Source organism: Pseudofrankia coriaricola (assembly GCF_001854805.1).
Classification (GTDB): Bacteria; Actinomycetota; Actinomycetes; order Frankiales; family Frankiaceae; genus Pseudofrankia.
In genome coordinates this window covers 13,753-28,318 of record NZ_MBLO01000217.1, presented here as the reverse complement: position 1 = coordinate 28,318, position 14,566 = coordinate 13,753, and the positions used below count along the sequence as shown (strand labels likewise).

At 73.4% G+C, this 14,566-nt stretch carries 13 protein-coding genes; 12 read left to right on the top strand and 1 reads right to left on the bottom strand.

All coding sequences use genetic code 11. The features are described from left to right. The first annotated feature begins 110 nt into the window (after window positions 1-110). The 8 genes from BCD48_RS25285 (at window position 111) to BCD48_RS54055 (ending at window position 8,718) form a co-directional block, all read left to right on the top strand. On the top strand, window positions 111-1,313 hold the full coding sequence (locus BCD48_RS25285; RefSeq protein WP_083419165.1) for a Ppx/GppA phosphatase family protein: 1,203 nt from the start codon (window positions 111-113) through the stop codon (window positions 1,311-1,313). Between the two features lie 331 nt (window positions 1,314-1,644). Further along, window positions 1,645-2,502: a sugar phosphate isomerase/epimerase family protein gene (locus tag BCD48_RS25280; RefSeq protein WP_071050872.1), complete on the top strand. Its 858-nt coding sequence runs from the start codon at window positions 1,645-1,647 to the stop codon at window positions 2,500-2,502. Window positions 2,503-2,604: 102 nt separating this feature from the next. After that, complete coding sequence (locus BCD48_RS25275) at window positions 2,605-3,354, top strand: class I SAM-dependent methyltransferase (RefSeq protein WP_071050868.1); 750 nt, start codon at window positions 2,605-2,607, stop codon at window positions 3,352-3,354. 197 nt (window positions 3,355-3,551) lie between these two features. Then, complete coding sequence (gene proC, locus BCD48_RS25270) at window positions 3,552-4,352, top strand: pyrroline-5-carboxylate reductase (protein WP_071050867.1); 801 nt, start codon at window positions 3,552-3,554, stop codon at window positions 4,350-4,352. A 178-nt stretch (window positions 4,353-4,530) separates the two neighbouring features. After that, the gene (locus BCD48_RS47205) at window positions 4,531-4,629 is read left to right on the top strand and encodes a 30S ribosomal protein bS22 (protein ID WP_003948845.1); all 99 of its coding nucleotides are present in this window, start codon (window positions 4,531-4,533) and stop codon (window positions 4,627-4,629) included. Between the two features lie 159 nt (window positions 4,630-4,788). Continuing rightward, window positions 4,789-5,778, top strand: a complete 990-nt coding sequence (locus BCD48_RS25265) for an SAM hydrolase/SAM-dependent halogenase family protein (RefSeq protein ID WP_083419164.1) — start codon at window positions 4,789-4,791, stop codon at window positions 5,776-5,778. A gap of 145 nt (window positions 5,779-5,923) precedes the next feature. Further along, on the top strand, window positions 5,924-6,964 hold the full coding sequence (locus tag BCD48_RS25260; protein ID WP_071050865.1) for an NAD-dependent epimerase/dehydratase family protein: 1,041 nt from the start codon (window positions 5,924-5,926) through the stop codon (window positions 6,962-6,964). Next, window positions 6,961-8,718 (top strand): lysophospholipid acyltransferase family protein, encoded by a 1,758-nt coding sequence (locus BCD48_RS54055; RefSeq protein ID WP_241841971.1) that lies wholly within the window; start codon window positions 6,961-6,963, stop codon window positions 8,716-8,718. Before BCD48_RS25260 ends, BCD48_RS54055 begins: the two co-directional genes overlap by 4 nt. Here the strand turns inward: BCD48_RS54055 and BCD48_RS25250 are convergent. Beyond that, window positions 8,715-9,614 carry an HAD family hydrolase gene (locus tag BCD48_RS25250; RefSeq protein ID WP_071050864.1) on the bottom strand — a complete coding sequence of 300 codons (900 nt, stop codon included), beginning with the start codon at window positions 9,612-9,614 and terminating at the stop codon, window positions 8,715-8,717. The genes BCD48_RS54055 and BCD48_RS25250 overlap by 4 nt on opposite strands. Window positions 9,615-10,024: 410 nt before the next feature. On the opposite strand from BCD48_RS25250, the gene BCD48_RS25245 reads away from it, so the two are divergent. The 4 genes from BCD48_RS25245 to hemC all read left to right on the top strand — a co-directional run bounded on the left by BCD48_RS25245 (window position 10,025) and on the right by hemC (window position 14,565). After that, window positions 10,025-10,318 carry a glutaredoxin family protein gene (locus BCD48_RS25245; protein WP_071050863.1) on the top strand — a complete coding sequence of 98 codons (294 nt, stop codon included), beginning with the start codon at window positions 10,025-10,027 and terminating at the stop codon, window positions 10,316-10,318. A 448-nt stretch (window positions 10,319-10,766) separates the two neighbouring features. Beyond that, window positions 10,767-11,870 carry a redox-sensing transcriptional repressor Rex gene (locus BCD48_RS47200; RefSeq protein WP_083419163.1) on the top strand — a complete coding sequence of 368 codons (1,104 nt, stop codon included), beginning with the start codon at window positions 10,767-10,769 and terminating at the stop codon, window positions 11,868-11,870. Beyond that, window positions 11,867-13,378 carry a glutamyl-tRNA reductase gene (locus tag BCD48_RS25235; RefSeq protein ID WP_071050862.1) on the top strand — a complete coding sequence of 504 codons (1,512 nt, stop codon included), beginning with the start codon at window positions 11,867-11,869 and terminating at the stop codon, window positions 13,376-13,378. The genes BCD48_RS47200 and BCD48_RS25235 overlap by 4 nt, the downstream gene beginning before the upstream one ends. Further along, window positions 13,375-14,565 carry a hydroxymethylbilane synthase gene (gene hemC / locus BCD48_RS25230; RefSeq protein WP_397428667.1) on the top strand — a complete coding sequence of 397 codons (1,191 nt, stop codon included), beginning with the start codon at window positions 13,375-13,377 and terminating at the stop codon, window positions 14,563-14,565. Before BCD48_RS25235 ends, hemC begins: the two co-directional genes overlap by 4 nt. The last annotated feature ends 1 nt before the right edge of the window (window position 14,566 follow it).

Here is a 14,566-nt window from a genome sequence, read left to right as displayed (position 1 = left end):
GGCGAAGCCTCGCGCGGCCGGAGGCGGCCGGTAGACCCGGCCAAAGGCCGCGCGACGATGGCGAAGCCTCGCGCGGCCGGAGGCGGCCGGTAGACATGGGGGGACGAGCGATGCGGCTGAGGTTCTCGCCGACGGCCAGGGCGGCGGCCGGGAACACGGAGGTGCCCGAGGAGGATCCCGGCGACGCGCCGCGGATCGTGCCGGGTACGGCCTTGGTGCCGCGCCGGTTGGCGGTCGCGTCGGCATCGCTCGTGCCGGCGGGTCCGGTCGGCGGCCCCGTCGGAACGGCGAGCCCCGGCGCGGTGGTCCCGGTGGGCACCGCGCCGCCCAGCCAGCGGCGCGCCACGGCGGTCGCGCTGCCGGCGCCGCCCGCTCAGCCGATGCGGCTCGGTGTCATCGACATCGGCTCGAACACCGTCCACCTGCTGGTGGTCGACGCCCACCACGGCGCGGCGCCGCGGCCCGCGGCGAGTGCGCGGGTGCCCCTGCGGCTCGTCGAGCTGCTGGATGGTGGCGGCGCACTGTCGGTGAGCGGCGAGCATGCGCTGATCGACTGCATCCGCGACCTGCGTAGGCAGGCCGAGGAGCTCGCCGTCTTCGATCTCGTGGCGTTCGCCACGTCGGCCCTGCGTGATGCCACGAACAGTGACGAGGTTCTTGCCCGGCTGCGCTCCGTGACTGGCGTCGCGGTCGAGGTGCTGCCTGGCGAGGACGAGGCCCGGCTGACCTTCCTCGCGGTGCGCCGCTGGCTCGGCTGGAGCGCGGGCCGGCTGCTGGCGATGGACATCGGCGGCGGCTCGCTGGAGATCGGCGCCGGGATGGACGAGGAACCGGATGTCGTCGCCTCGCTGCCCCTGGGCGCGAGCCGGCTGACCAGGGACTGGCTGCCCACCGACCCGCCGAGCCATCGGCAGCTGGCCGAGCTGCGCCGCTACGTGCGTGCCCAGATCGCGCCGGTCGTCGGCAAGCTTTACCACGTCGGCGAGCCGACCAGGGCCGTCGCCACCTCGAAGACGTTCCGCTCGCTGGCCAGGATCGCCGGCGCCGAGCCCTACAGCCGTGGTCCCTACGTGCGCCGGGTGCTGCGCCGGACCGACCTGGAGGCCGCGGCGAAGACGGTCTGCCGGATGCCGTCGGCCGTGCGGGTCTCGTTGCCCGGGGTGTCCGCCTCCCGCGCGGGCCAGCTCGCGGCCGGCGCGGTGGTCGCCGTCGAGACGATGGACCTGCTCTCGGTCGACGAGGTCGAGATCTGCCCGTGGGCGTTGCGGGAGGGCATCATCCTGCGCCGACTGGACACCCTGAACTTCGGCTGACCGGGCCTCCCGCTGGCCGACACCCGCGTCCCGCCCTCCCGCCGTCCGGCGGTTCCGCTCCCGCCACTGATACGCAGCGTGAGATCGTCCGCGGGCGGCCTGACGGGCCCGCTCCGCTCGATGGCCTAGCCTGAGATGTGGGCCGGATGGCTGCGCGGGGGCGCGGCTGTGGGGCCTGGTAGGGGAGGAGGGTGTTCGGGTGCGGGTGATACGCAACCTTGGACGGGAGGCCGCCGCGGCCGCGGCCGGGGCCGACGCGGATGGCGCGAGTCACGCCGCGACGTCGCAAACCCGGCCGTCGGATGCGGTGAACGGCACGGAACCACGGAAAATTGTCGCTGTCCGCAACGGGTCGGATCGGGTCGCGCGCATCCCGGCGGCGAAGATCGCGCTGTCCACCGCGTCGACCTACCCCGAGTCGACGCCCGCCGCCTTCGAGATGGCCGCCCGCCTCGGCTACGACGGCATCGAGATCATGGTCTGGACGGACCCCGTCAGCCAGGACACCCAGGCGCTTCGCCGGCTGGTCGACTACCACGGCATCCCTGTGCTCGCGATCCACTCGCCGTGCCTGTTGCTCACGCAGCGGGTATGGGGCACCGACCCATGGGGGAAGCTCGTGCGCGCCCGTGCCGCGGCCGAGTCCCTTGGGGCGTCGACCGTGGTCGTCCACCCACCGTTTCGCTGGCAGCGCGACTACGGCCGCGACTTCGTCGCCGGCATCGAGCGGATGGCGCAGGAGACCGACGTCCACTTCGCGGTGGAGAACATGTTCCCGCTGCGAGCCCGCGGCCGTGAGGTGTCGGCCTACCTGCCGGACTGGTCGCCCGTCGAGGACGGCTACCGGCACGTGACGCTGGACCTGTCGCACACCTCCGTCTCCCGCTCGGACGCGCTGGCCATGGCCGACGCACTCGGCGACCGGCTGGCGCACGTTCACCTCGCCGACGGCTCCGGCTCCGCGAAGGACGAGCACCTGGTGCCGGGGCGAGGCAATCAGCCGTGCGCGCAGCTGCTCGAGCGGCTGGCGACCAGGGGCTTCGACGGCACGGTCGTCGTCGAGATCAACACTCGTCGCGCCGAGACGCGGGCGCAGCGCGAGATCGACCTCGCCGAGGCGCTCGCCTTCACCCGTCTCAACCTCGCGGCCCCCGCCGTCGCGAGCCCTTCGCGCGCGGCCAGGCGCTGACGCCTCCCGGGCCGCCCATCTCCGGCGTGCCGCGGGTGTGGCCCCACCTCGGTAACGCCGCGGGCGTGGCCCGCCTCTGGTAATTGGTGCCACGATCGAGGTATGGGTTCACGTTCGCTGTTCGATCCGCTGGTCGACGCCTATGACGCGGCGCGGCCCACCTACCCGGAGGCCCTGTTCGACGATCTCGCCCGGCTGGCCGGGCGCCCACTCGCCGGCGCGGACGTGGTGGAGGTAGGCGCAGGCACCGGCATCGCGACCCGGTGCCTGCTCGGCCGCGGTGCCCGGGTGGTGCCCTTGGACATCGGTGCGGCGATGCTCGCGCGGCTGCGGGAACGCACTCCGGGGATCCCCGCCGTGCTCGCCGACGCGGAGGCGCTGCCGTTGCGCGCCGGCGTGGCCGACCTCGTCTGCTACGCGCAGGCATGGCACTGGGTGCGGGTGCCGGCCGCGGCCGCGGAGGCGGCCAGGGTGCTGCGCCCCGGCGGGGCACTAGCCGTGTGGTGGAACGACGTCGATGCCGAGGACGAGCAATGGTGGGGCCGCCAGCAGGACCGGCTGGAGGTGATGAACCCCGCCTACCAGCGCGGCTACCGGGCCCGGCCGTACGCCGACGAGCTGCGCTGGACCGGCCAGTTCGCCGACGTCGTCACGCTCGCCGGCCGGTGGGCCCGCCGGATCGATGTCGACACGTACCTGACGTGGCTGCGCTCGAAGTCCTACGTCGCCGAGATCGGCGACCGGTTGGCGGACTTCCTGGACGCCGAGCGCCGCTCGATGCTGCGTGCCTTTCCCGACGGGATCATCGAGGAGCCCTTCCGTACCGTGCTCGTGGTCGCCCGCCGCCCCTGACCTCGGTCACGCTCTGACAGCCTCCGCTAGTTTCCATATCCACATGGAGCGGTCGCAGGATCCACATGGAGCGGTCGCAGGGTCCCCGCCGATTCGTCCCCTGGGCCCGACAAGGTCGCATGTACGAGAACCATGTGCCGCGAATCGGCGGGGCGGCGCTGGCGGGCGGTTGGGCGCGTTTGGGCGGAGGAGTGGGCATGACTGTGGCGATCGTGGGCGTGGGACGGCTGGGGGAGGCGCTCCTGACTGGGCTGTTGCGCTCCGGCGTCGAGCCGAGGGAGATCGTCGTGGCCGAGAAGGACCCGGCCCGGGCGGCGGCGGTGTCGGATGAACACGGCGTCGCGGGGGCCGCGCCGAAGGAGGCCGTGGCCGGCGCGGACGTGGTCGTCGTGGCCGTCAAGCCGCACGACACGGCCGCGTTGCTGGCGGACATCGGCGGCGTGCTCGAGGCTGGCACGCTCGTCGTGTCGTTGGCGGCGGGGATCACGCTTACCGCGCTGCAGGACGCGTTGCCGGCCGGAACGCCGGTGGTGCGCGTGATGACGAACACTCCGCTGCTGGTCGGCGAGGCGATGTCGGCACTGTGCGCCGGCCGGCACGCGGGCGACGAGCACCTGGACCGGACCGAGGCCCTGCTCGGCGCCGTCGGCCGGGTGGTCCGGGTCCCCGAGACGCAGCTGGATGCCATCACCGCCCTGTCCGGCAGCGGCCCGGCATACTTCTTCTACCTGCTCGACGCCATGGTCGAGGCGGGGGTGCTGCTCGGCCTGCCCCGGCCCCTCGCGGCCGAGCTGATGGTGCAGACGGCGCTGGGATCGGCCCGCATGCTCCGGGAGACCGGTGAGCATCCGGCGCTGCTGCGCGAGGCGGTGACCTCGCCCGCCGGGACCACCGCCGCCGCGCTGCTCGAGCTCGACCGCCGGGCCGTGCGCGCGGCCATCCTCGACGCCCTCACGGCCGCCCGCGACCGCTCGGCCGAACTCGGTCGCTCCAGCTAGCTGGCCTCTGCCGACAGGGCCAGTCGCGCCGCGGCCGCCAACCGCGCTGGGCGGCCCCTCCCGGACTCGGTGGTACCGTCCGACCACCGCATGCCGTGTCGAGGCGGCCACCCATCCACACCGGTGCTGGGCGGTAGGCTCGCTCGGTAGCTCTCCTCCACACAGATCGGTCGTATTCGTGGGTTCTGTTATCAAGAAGCGTCGCAAGCGGATGGCCAAGAAGAAGCACCGCAAACTTCTCAAGCGGACCCGCGTGCAGCGTCGTAACAAGAAGTAGGGCTGGCGCCTGACGGGCGCGGAGCGCCCGTCAGGGCCCGCCTGATGTATCCAGCTGGTTTCCTCGCAGTGGCCTCGACGGTTGAGGCCCTGGCCCTGTGGGAGGCTGCCTGACGGGCGGCAACGGGGCCGCCCCGCGGCGGGTTCGGGAGTGCGAGAGATGGCGTCGGCCGGGGTGATGACGGGCGCGGTGGATGGTGCCGCGGCGCGATCGATGGGGTGGATCAGCTTCCTCTCCGACTACGGGCTCGAGGACACGTGTGTTGGCGTGTGTCACGGGGTCATCGCCCGGCACGCGCCGCAGGTGCGTGTACTCGACGTCTGCCACGCGGTCGCCCAACAGGACATCGAGCACGGCGCGGGGCTGCTCGCCGACAGCGTGTGCTACCTGCCGGTCGGCGTGCATCTCGCCGTCGTCGAGCGGCTGGACGCGGCGGGTCTCCCGAACACGGACGGCACTCCCGGAATCCCCGCCCGCGAGGTCATTTCCGCGGTCACGCCTGGGGCGCGCGGCGTCGCGATCCGCACCGCCGACGGGTCGACGTTCGTCGCCCCGGACAACGGGCTCACGTCGCTCGCCTGGGACGTCCTCGGCGGGGTGGCGGCCGCGCATGAGATCTCCAACCCGGCGCTGTGGCTGCCGTTGCCGAGCGCGGTGTTCCGCGGCCGGGACGTCTACGCCCCGGTCGCCGCCCGGATCGCGGCTGGGCTCGCCCTCGCCGAGGTCGGGCCGCGCATCGACGCCGACTCGCTCGTTCGGTTCACCCGGCCGTCCTGCGTCGTGGACGACGACCACGTCCACGCCCAGGTGCTGGCCGTCGACCACTTCGGCAATCTGTCACTCAACGTGACCAGGGTCGATCTGGAGGCCGCCGGCATGCTGCTCGGCGACCGGGTCGAGATCCGCGCCGCCGGCCGGGAGGCGACGCTCCCGTTCACCTACACCTACGGCGACGTTCCGGTCGGTCAGGTGGCGTTGTGCGAGGACTCGCTGCGCCGGGTGATGCTCGCGGTCAACTGCGGCCGTGCCAGTGACCTGCTGAGGTTGCGGCGCGGGGACGCGGTGGTCATCGGCCAGCCTCCGCGCGAGCCGCATCCGGGCGCCGCCAGGGCCGCCGCCCCGGTCGTGCGGCTGCCGGCGTTGACCTGACCGGCCGGGGCGGCGGCCGGTGACGCGGGGGCTGCGACGGGAAATCTGGTAACGCTGCGCAGTGGAGCTGCCCGTGGGCAGGCGTACGATGACCACACGGACCGCAGCCGACCGGCGTCCCGGGAGCCCACATGAGACCCCGCCTATGAAACGCGGCCGCGTGCTCGTCACCGGTGTGTCCCGTCCCCTCGGCGCCGACGTGGCCCGAGCGCTCGCCGCGAGTCCCCGGGTCGAGACGGTGATCGGAGTCGACACCGTTCCCCCGAACGATGATCTCGGCCGCACGAGGTTCGTGCGCGCTGACATCCGCAACCCGCTGATCGCCAAAGTGATCGCCACGTCCGCGATCGACACGGTGCTGCATCTCAACCTCATCGCGAACCCGGTCGCGGCCGGCGGCCGGACCGCGATGAAGGAGATCAACGTCATCGGGACGATGCAGCTGCTCGCCGCCTGTCAGAAGTCCGACACGGTCACCCGGCTGGTGGTCCGGTCGACGACGACCATCTACGGCTCGTCGCCGCGTGACCCGGCGCTGTTCACCGAGGACATGGAGCCGCGCTCGCTACCGCGCGGCGGCTACGGCAAGGACGCGGTCGAGGTCGAGGGCTACGTGCGGGGTTTCAGCCGCCGCAGGCCGGATATCGCGGTCACCGTGCTGCGGTTCGCGAACATTCTCGGTCCCGGTGTCGACAGCCCGCTGGCGCGCTATTTCGAGTTTCCCGTCGTGCCGACCGTGCTCGGCTTCGACCCGCGCATCCAGCTGCTGCACTCCAGCGACGCGCTCGCGGTGCTGCTGCGCGCCGCCGCCGGCGGCCACGCCGGCACCTTCAACGTCGCCGGCGACGGAATCCTTCTTCTTTCCCAGGCAGTACGCCGAGCCGGCCGGCCGCCGGTGCCAGTGCCGTTGCCGGCGGTCAGCTCGCTGTCCCGGCTCGCCAGCCGCCTGCGGATCGTGGACTTCCCACCCGAGCAGGTCGGTTTCCTCGCGCACGGCCGCGCGGTCGACACCACCCGGCTGCGTGAGGTCTTCGGCTACACCCCTCGGTATACGACGGCCGCCGCCTTCGACAGCTTCGTGCGCGAGCGCGGGCTGCGTCCGACGATCGACTCTGAACGTGTCGTCCAGGCCGAGCGCGCGCTGCTCGGCCTGATGGCCCGCCGCCGCCTGGTGGGTGCGTCGTGACCACCGCCGAGCCGCCGCCGGGCGAAGCCCAGATCATCCCGCTGGCGCGGTCGGCCCGCCGTGGCGCGGCGGCCGGGCGCACCGGCGTCCACCGGTCCGGCGGCGAGCCGCTCGGCGCCGCGAAACCCGGTGGCGGGCGGCCCAGCGATGAACGGCCGGGGACCGAGCAGCCGGGTGCCGGGCCGTCCGTAAGCCGGGCGCGCGCCGACGGCGAGCCGGCCGGCGGTGGCCGGCCCGCCGGTGCCGCGTCGCCCCCGAGCCCGGTGCCGTCGATCGGACCGAGGACGGACGGCGAGCCGGCCCGCCCCAGGGCCAGGCGAACCACCTCGGGACGCCCCACCGGGCGGACCGGCGCCGCGGGCGGGGCGGCGCGGACGGGCTCCACCCGGTCACGGACCGCCCGGCCGGTCGCCCCCGCGGTCGCCGAGGGCGGGGACGCCCAGGAGAGCACGGTGGCGGCACACGCGGCCCACGATTCCGCCGATGCGGCCCAGCCGCCGGCGGCTCAGGACGCTCAGGACTCCGGCGCCAGGGCCGCCCCCGCCAAGGCCGCCGCCAGGCGCGCCACCGCGGGGGACGCGGCGACCGAACGGACCGGCGCGGGGAACGTGCCGCGCGCGCGCACCACGAAAGCGGCCGGCGCGCGGCCCGGCAGGACCGGCACCGGCCGGGGCCGTTCGGCCACGGCGGTGTCAGGCGGGGAGCCGGAACATCCCGAGGACAGGGCCGAGCGACTGCTGGGCCGCCCGACAGGGCAGCACCGGGATGGCGAACATCACGACGGCGAACACCACGACGGCGAACACCACGACGGCGAACACCACGACGGTGCGGCCCTCGGCGCCGGCGTCACCGTCGACGCGGCGGACGTGGGCGCGGTCCCGGACACCTCGGCGGCGCCGATGGCGGAGCCCGCCGGCCTGGAACGGGCGCTCGCCGGGATGCTCGCCTTCCTGCGCCGGCGAATCACCGGCGACTACGAGGTCGACGAGCTCGGCTTCGACTCGGACCTGACCGAGCACGTCGTCGCCCCGCTGCTGCGGCCGGTCTACCGGAACTACTTCCGGGTCGAGACGCGGGGGCTGGAGAACGTGCCCGACACCGGCGGCGCGCTGGTCGTGGCGAACCACTCCGGGACGCTGCCGATCGACGCGCTGATGACCGCCGTCGCGCTGCTCGACCACCACCCGGCGCACCGCTACCTGCGGATGCTCGCCGCCGACCTGGTGTTCTCGCTGCCGTTCCTCGCCCCGATCGCCCGCAAGACCGGTAACACCCTGGCCTGCCAGGCCGACGCCGAACGGCTGCTCGGCAAGGGCGAGCTGGTCGGCGTCTGGCCGGAGGGCTTCAAGGGCGTCGGCAAGCCGTTCAGCGAGCGCTACAAGCTGCAGCGCTTCGGCCGCGGCGGCTTCGTCTCCGCCGCGCTGCGCACCGGGGTGCCGATCATCCCGTGCACCATCGTCGGCGCCGAGGAGATCTACCCGATGCTCGGCAACGCCAAGACGGTCGCCCGGCTGCTCGGCCTGCCCTACTTCCCGCTGACCCCGACGTTCCCGTGGCTCGGCCTGCTCGGCATGGTCCCGCTGCCGTCGAAATGGCTGATCGAGTTCGGTGAGCCGGTGCCGACCGCGCCGTTCACCCCGGCCGCCGCCGAGGACCCGATGCTCGTCTTCGAGCTCACGGACCGCATCCGGGAGACCATCCAGCACACCCTCTACGGCCTGCTCATGCAGCGCCGCTCGGTCTTCTTCTAGACATCCGCATAGCGGCGCTTGAGGGCCATGCCGGCGGCGACGCCGCCGGCCAGGGCGCCCAGGCCGGCGGCGGTGGGGATGCCGACCTTGGCCGCCTTGCGGGCGGTGCGGAAGTCCTTGACCGCCCAGTCACGTTCCCTGGCCGCCGTCTTCAGGTCCGGATCCGGGTTCACCGCGACCGGGTTGCCCACCAGGGACAGCATCGGCAGGTCGTTGATCGAGTCCGAGTAGGCCCAGCAGCGGGCCAGGTCCAGGTGCTCGCGGTCCGCGAGCGCCCGCACGGCCGCGGCCTTGCCCGGGCCGTGCAGCGGGTCGCCGACCAGATGGCCGGTGTAGCGGCCGTCGATCACCTCGGAGACCGTGCCGAGGGCGCCGGTCAGTCCCAGCCGCCGAGCGATGATCGACGCCAGTTCCACCGGAGTGGCCGTGACCAGCCACACCCGGTGGCCGGCGTCCAGGTGCTGCTGGGCGAGGGCGAGGGTGCCCGAGTAGATCTGCTCGGCCATCCGCTCGTCGTAGATCTCCTCGCCGTAGCGGACGATCTCGCTGACCTCCCGGCCGGCGACGAAGGCGAGCGCCGCCTCCTTGGCGTTGTGCATGCCGTTCGGGTCCTCCAGACCCCGCAGCCGGTAGCTGACGTGCTGCCAGCCGAACTTCAGCAGGTCGCGAGAGTCGAAGAAGTCGCGGGCGGCGAGGCCGCGGGCGAAGTAGAAGATCGACGCACCGGCCATCATCGTGTTGTCCACGTCGAAGAACGCGGCCGCGGTCGGGTCCGGCGGCGGCTTGGGCGACGCCTGGGCCGCCGTCTTCAACGCGGCCGTGGCGGCGGCGTCGGCGGCGTCGGCGGCCGCCGCGTCCGTGTGGGTCGGCTCATCCTTGCGTGGTCGCAACCACATCTCATCTCCCGGCTGTCCACGGCGCGTCGTGACCATGGTCGCGTATGTCCACGGTGCGTCGCGGGCGCCGTGCGGCGTGCCGCGCGTCACCCCGCCGCGGCACGGGCCGTCGGCCGCCCGGCCGCCGACCGGCCGCGTGGGGCAGCCGGCCCGCTGGTATCGGCAACGATGCCGGTGTGCCCCGGTCGCTTCGGCGGCCCGCTGGCCAGTCCGCCCGCGGCCCTGGCGGTCACGTGCGGACATGCGCACCTGAGCCTACGGCGCCTCTGCCGGTGCGCGTCGCAGGTCGGCTACCCGACCGATCCCCGTTACCTCACCGATGCGCGCATGGCCGCGTCGGGCTCGCGGTACGAGCCCGACGGGTCGTGCATAAATGGTGAGGGTGATGACCAGGCGGGAAGGCTGGGCCGATGGGCGGGACTGACACGGTGGGCGAGGCGGCCGGTGGCGCGCCTCGGATCACGCTGCTGACCAGGGTGGGCTGCCACCTGTGCGACGACGCGCGCGCGGCGGTCGTCCGGGTGGCGGAGCAGACCGGCGTCGGCTGGCGGGAGCTGGACGTGGACGCCGAGCAGGCCCGCGCGGACGAGTACGGCGACCGGGTGCCCGTCGTTCTGGTCGACGGCAGGGAGCATGGTTACTGGCGGGTCGAGGAGGCCCGGTTGCGCGACGCCCTCGGCGGGCGCCGCTGGTCGCTGCGCTGAGCGCGTCGCCCGCCGGCGACGGACCCACCGGCTCGCCCGACCTGGCTCACCCGGTCCGGCTGGGTGTGCGGGCTGGACGGTGCCGGCTGGCCGGGCTCTGGTGGCTTTTCGTCCCGGGCGTTGAAGGCTTTCGGCCTCATGGATATCTGACCTTGGTCCCCATCCGTTGTCGGCGCGGACGGGTGCGTCTGCCGAGTTGTCGGCGCAAACTTTGTGAAGCCTTTCACGAAGTCGTAGACTCAACGGATCCTGGGGCGGCTCCGCCGCCCGGCGCGGCGCTTCAGCCCAGCCACGACGGGCGGCGGCGCATCGGCGCTGACGCCACCCGACCGCCTCACCGACCCGCGATCAGCCTGGCCACCGCTAACACCTTGCCCCCACACCACCCAGGAGGGCGCTCAGCGCCCGAAAGGCGGACGCGAAGCGGCCGCCACAGGAGCCGCGTGTCATGAGCAAGCCCCGGCGTACAGCCCGGGAGAACCGGGCCAGCGCTGTCCCTGAGGCGACTGTCGCCCGTCTCCCGCTCTACCTGCGGGTGCTCACCTCGTTGGGGGACGAGGGCGTCTCGACCGTGTCGTCGGACACGCTCGCCGCCGCGGCCGGGGTCACTCCGGCGAAGGTGCGCAAGGACCTCTCACATCTGGGTTCCTACGGGACCAGAGGAGTTGGCTACGACGTCGACGTCCTGCTCGACCGCATCTCGGCGCGCCTCGGGCTGACCGAGGACCGGGCCGTGATGTTGGTAGGTGTGGGTAATCTCGGGCACGCGCTCGCGCGCTACGGCGGGTTCCCGGCTCGCGGGTTCCGGATCGCCGCGCTCGTCGACGCCGACCCGGCGCGCGCCGGCGAGGTCGTCGGCGGTGTGCGGATCCGCCCCGTGGACGAGTTGGAAAGACTGATCGAGGACTTCCAGGTGACGATCGGTGTGATCTGCACCCCAGCCGGGGCGGCGCAGCAGGTCTGTGAACGGCTGGTCGCCGCCGGTGTCACCAGCATCCTCAACTTCGCGCCGGTCGTCCTGACCGTCCCCGAAGGGGTTGACGTGCGTAAGGTCGATCTGGCCGTCGAACTCCAGATCCTGTCGTTCCACGAGGCACGCAAGCGCCCGGCCACCGGTGGACGTGTCCGGCCCGCGGCCTTGGGGACGCTGCCGGTGGGAGCACCACGCGAGGACCACGCGCCCCCCGGTGGACACGAGGCCGGCGGTCACGAGGGCACCGGCCCTGGCGACGGCGGTCCCGGTGAGGGTGGCCTAAGTAGTCGTGGCCTCACCGGCGGCGGGACGGATGCCGTCGTCGGTGGCGTTGGAATACAGGGCGTCGAGGCGGACGGCGCGGGCACGGGCGGCAGGACGGACGGGATCGTGCGCATGCAACGGATCACAGCGGCACGGCGGCAGGAAGAGCCTCGCCTGGATGAGGTGCCCGGTGCCGGCGGCGAGATCGCCGCGTCTTCGGCGCCGACGGTGACGCGTGCGCGGACCGGCCAGGGCGCGGAGGGCGTGGCCAGCGGTGCCGGCGCGTCCTCGGGCGCGGGAAGTGAGAGCGCGTGAGCCTGCTCGCGGTCGGCCTCAATCACCGGACGGCGCCGAACTCGTTACTGGAGCTGGCCGCGGTGTCGGGCGACGACGTTCCGAAGGTGCTCAGCGATCTCGTCCAGGCCGACCACGTGCTCGAGGCCGTGGTCCTGTCCACGTGCAACCGTACCGAGATCTACGCCGAGGTCGACACCTTCCACGGCGGCCTCGCTGACATATCCGACCAGTTGTCCCGGGTCTGCGGCGTCGATCTGAGTGAGTTGTCGCCGCACCTGTACGTGCACCACGAGGCGCGCGCGGTCGGGCACCTGTTCACCGTCGTCTGCGGGCTGGATTCGATGCTCGTCGGCGAGAGCCAGATCCTCGGGCAGGTCCGGACGGCGTTTCGCGGCGCCCAGGGCACCGGAGCCGCCGGCGGGTCGCTGGCCGCGCTGTTCCAGACCGCCCTGCGGGTCGGCAAGCGGGCGCACAGCGAGACGTCGATCGACGCCGCCGGCGCCTCGATCGTCTCCGTGGGCCTGCAGATCGCGGCCGGCAGCCTGGAAGTCCGCCGTCCCGAGCGGCTCTCCACGGACGCCACCTCGCTGGTCGCGGGCGCACTCGTCAGCCAACGCCGCGCGGACGAGTCGGCCGACTCCGGGGTTCCTCCCCGATCGGCGGAGCCCGGGGTTCCTGCCCGATCGGCGGAGCCGATCGGGGAGGTCCGCGGGGAGGTCCGCGGCCCGGTCGCCGGGGCGCCGCGGGCGGACCTGCCGCTTGACGGCTGCCGGGTGCTGATCATCGGTGCTGGCGCGGTCGGCGGCCTGACGGCGGCGACCGTCCGGCGGGCGGGTGCGGCGGAGCTGGTGGTCGCCAACCGCACGCCCGCGCGCGCGGCCGCGATCGCCGAGAACCACGGCGCCCAGGTGGTCGGCCTCGCGGACCTGCCGCATGAGATCGGCCAGGCCGACCTGGTCGTCTCCTCCACGGACGCGACCGGGCTCGTGGTCAGCTACGAGATGGTCGAGGCGGCGCTCGCCGCCCGGGCGGGCCGGCCGCTGGTGTTCCTCGACCTGGCGCTGCCGCACGACATCGACCCGGTGGTGCGCGAGCTGCCCGGCGTCGTGCTCGTCGATCTGGAGTCCCTGCGTGCCGCGCTCGAGGGCGCGCAGGTCTCGCACGATGTCGAGGCGGTGCGCTCGCTGGTCTCCGCGGAGGTGACCGGCTTCCTCAACCGGCGCGGCGCTGTCCGGGTCGCGCCGACGGTCGTGGCCCTGCGCGCCCAGGCCGCCGCGATCGTGCAGGACGAGCTCGACCGACTACGCGGCCGGCTCCCCGGCCTGGATGCCCGGGAGTGGGAGATGGTGACCGGTACCGTCCGTCGGGTGGTTGACAAGCTGTTGCACGCACCCACAGTGCGGGTCCAGCAGCTGGCGAACGGTCCCGCCGGCGATTCCTACGCCGAGGCACTGCGCGAGCTGTTCGACCTCCCCCGTGAGGTGCCGGCCGTCGTCTCGGCCCCTGACCTGCTGGAGCAGCCGTGACACCTCCTTCCCCGTTGTCGCTCGCCTCGCTCACGCCGGCGCTCACGGCTCCGGCACCCGACGGGTCGTCGGTGCCCCGCCCGACGCCCGCCCGGCTGCGGCTGGGCACCCGTCGTTCGGCGCTCGCGCTCGCCCAGTCCGGGATGGTGGCCGACGAGCTGCGTGCCCGGCTCGGGGTCGAGGTCGACCTGGTGCACATCGTGACCGAGGGCGACCGGAACAAGGCGGCGATCAACCAGCTGGGTGGTACCGGGGTGTTCGTGAGCGCGTTGCGCGACGCCCTGCTCGCCGGCGAGATCGACCTGGCCGTGCACTCGCTCAAGGACCTGCCCACAGCCCAGCCGGAGGGGATCACGCTTGCGGCCATCCCGCCGCGCGAGGACGTCCGCGACGTGCTGATCTCGCCGAGCGGGCGGCGGCTCGCCGAGCTCGGCCCCGGCGCGCGGATCGGCACGGGCTCGGCGCGGCGGGCCGCCCAGCTGCTCGCGCTCGGCCTTGGCCTGGAAGTGGTGGCCATCCGTGGCAACGTGGACACCCGGATCAAGAAGGCGATCGACGGTGAGGTCGATGCCGTGGTGCTCGCCAAAGCGGGGCTCGCCCGCCTCGACCGGCTCGACGCGGTGACCGAGATCCTGGACCCGGACGTGATGCTTCCGGCGCCCGGGCAGGGCGCGCTCGCCATCGAGTGCCTGATCGCGGCGACGGCTCCGACGGGTGTGACGACAGGTTGCCCAGTGGCCCCGGACGGCAATGTGACGGGGGCCGACGGGTCGGCTACCCCGGGAAGCGGAGTTGAGGTTCCGCTTGCCGGGCTGCTACGGTTTGTGCTCGACGATGCACCGTCGTCCGTGGCGGTCAGGGCGGAACGCGCGTTTTTGGCGGCGATCGAGGCGGGCTGCACCGCGCCGGTCGGCGCGTTGGCGCGGGTCGTGCCCGCGGCTGGTGGTGCCAGCACCTCTCGTGGGCAGATGTCTGCTGACGAACGGAGCCGGCAGCCAGCAGGCGGAAGCGGCCAGCCCTCTCGCGCTGGTGAGGTCTGCCTGCGCGCGGTGGTCGCGTCGCCGGACGGCGGGACCGTCCTGCGGCGCGAGCTCATCGGCCCGACCGCCGACCCGGAGGCGCTCGGCAGGCGCCTCGCGGACGACCTGCTGTCCGCCGGAGCACACACGCTGATGGGAACCCGCTGAC

Excerpts from the sequence above, each read along its gene's own strand:
- BCD48_RS25285 (WP_083419165.1), top strand. The coding sequence starts at position 111 with ATGCGGCTGAGGTTCTCGCCGACGGCCAGGGCGGCGGCCGGGAACACG.
- BCD48_RS25275 (WP_071050868.1), top strand. The coding sequence starts at position 2,605 with ATGGGTTCACGTTCGCTGTTCGATCCGCTGGTCGACGCCTATGACGCG.
- proC (WP_071050867.1), top strand. The coding sequence starts at position 3,552 with ATGACTGTGGCGATCGTGGGCGTGGGACGGCTGGGGGAGGCGCTCCTG.
- BCD48_RS25265 (WP_083419164.1), top strand. The coding sequence starts at position 4,789 with ATGGCGTCGGCCGGGGTGATGACGGGCGCGGTGGATGGTGCCGCGGCG.
- BCD48_RS25260 (WP_071050865.1), top strand. The coding sequence starts at position 5,924 with ATGAAACGCGGCCGCGTGCTCGTCACCGGTGTGTCCCGTCCCCTCGGC.
- BCD48_RS25250 (WP_071050864.1), bottom strand. The coding sequence starts at position 9,614 with ATGTGGTTGCGACCACGCAAGGATGAGCCGACCCACACGGACGCGGCG.
- BCD48_RS25245 (WP_071050863.1), top strand. The coding sequence starts at position 10,025 with ATGGGCGGGACTGACACGGTGGGCGAGGCGGCCGGTGGCGCGCCTCGG.
- BCD48_RS47200 (WP_083419163.1), top strand. The coding sequence starts at position 10,767 with ATGAGCAAGCCCCGGCGTACAGCCCGGGAGAACCGGGCCAGCGCTGTC.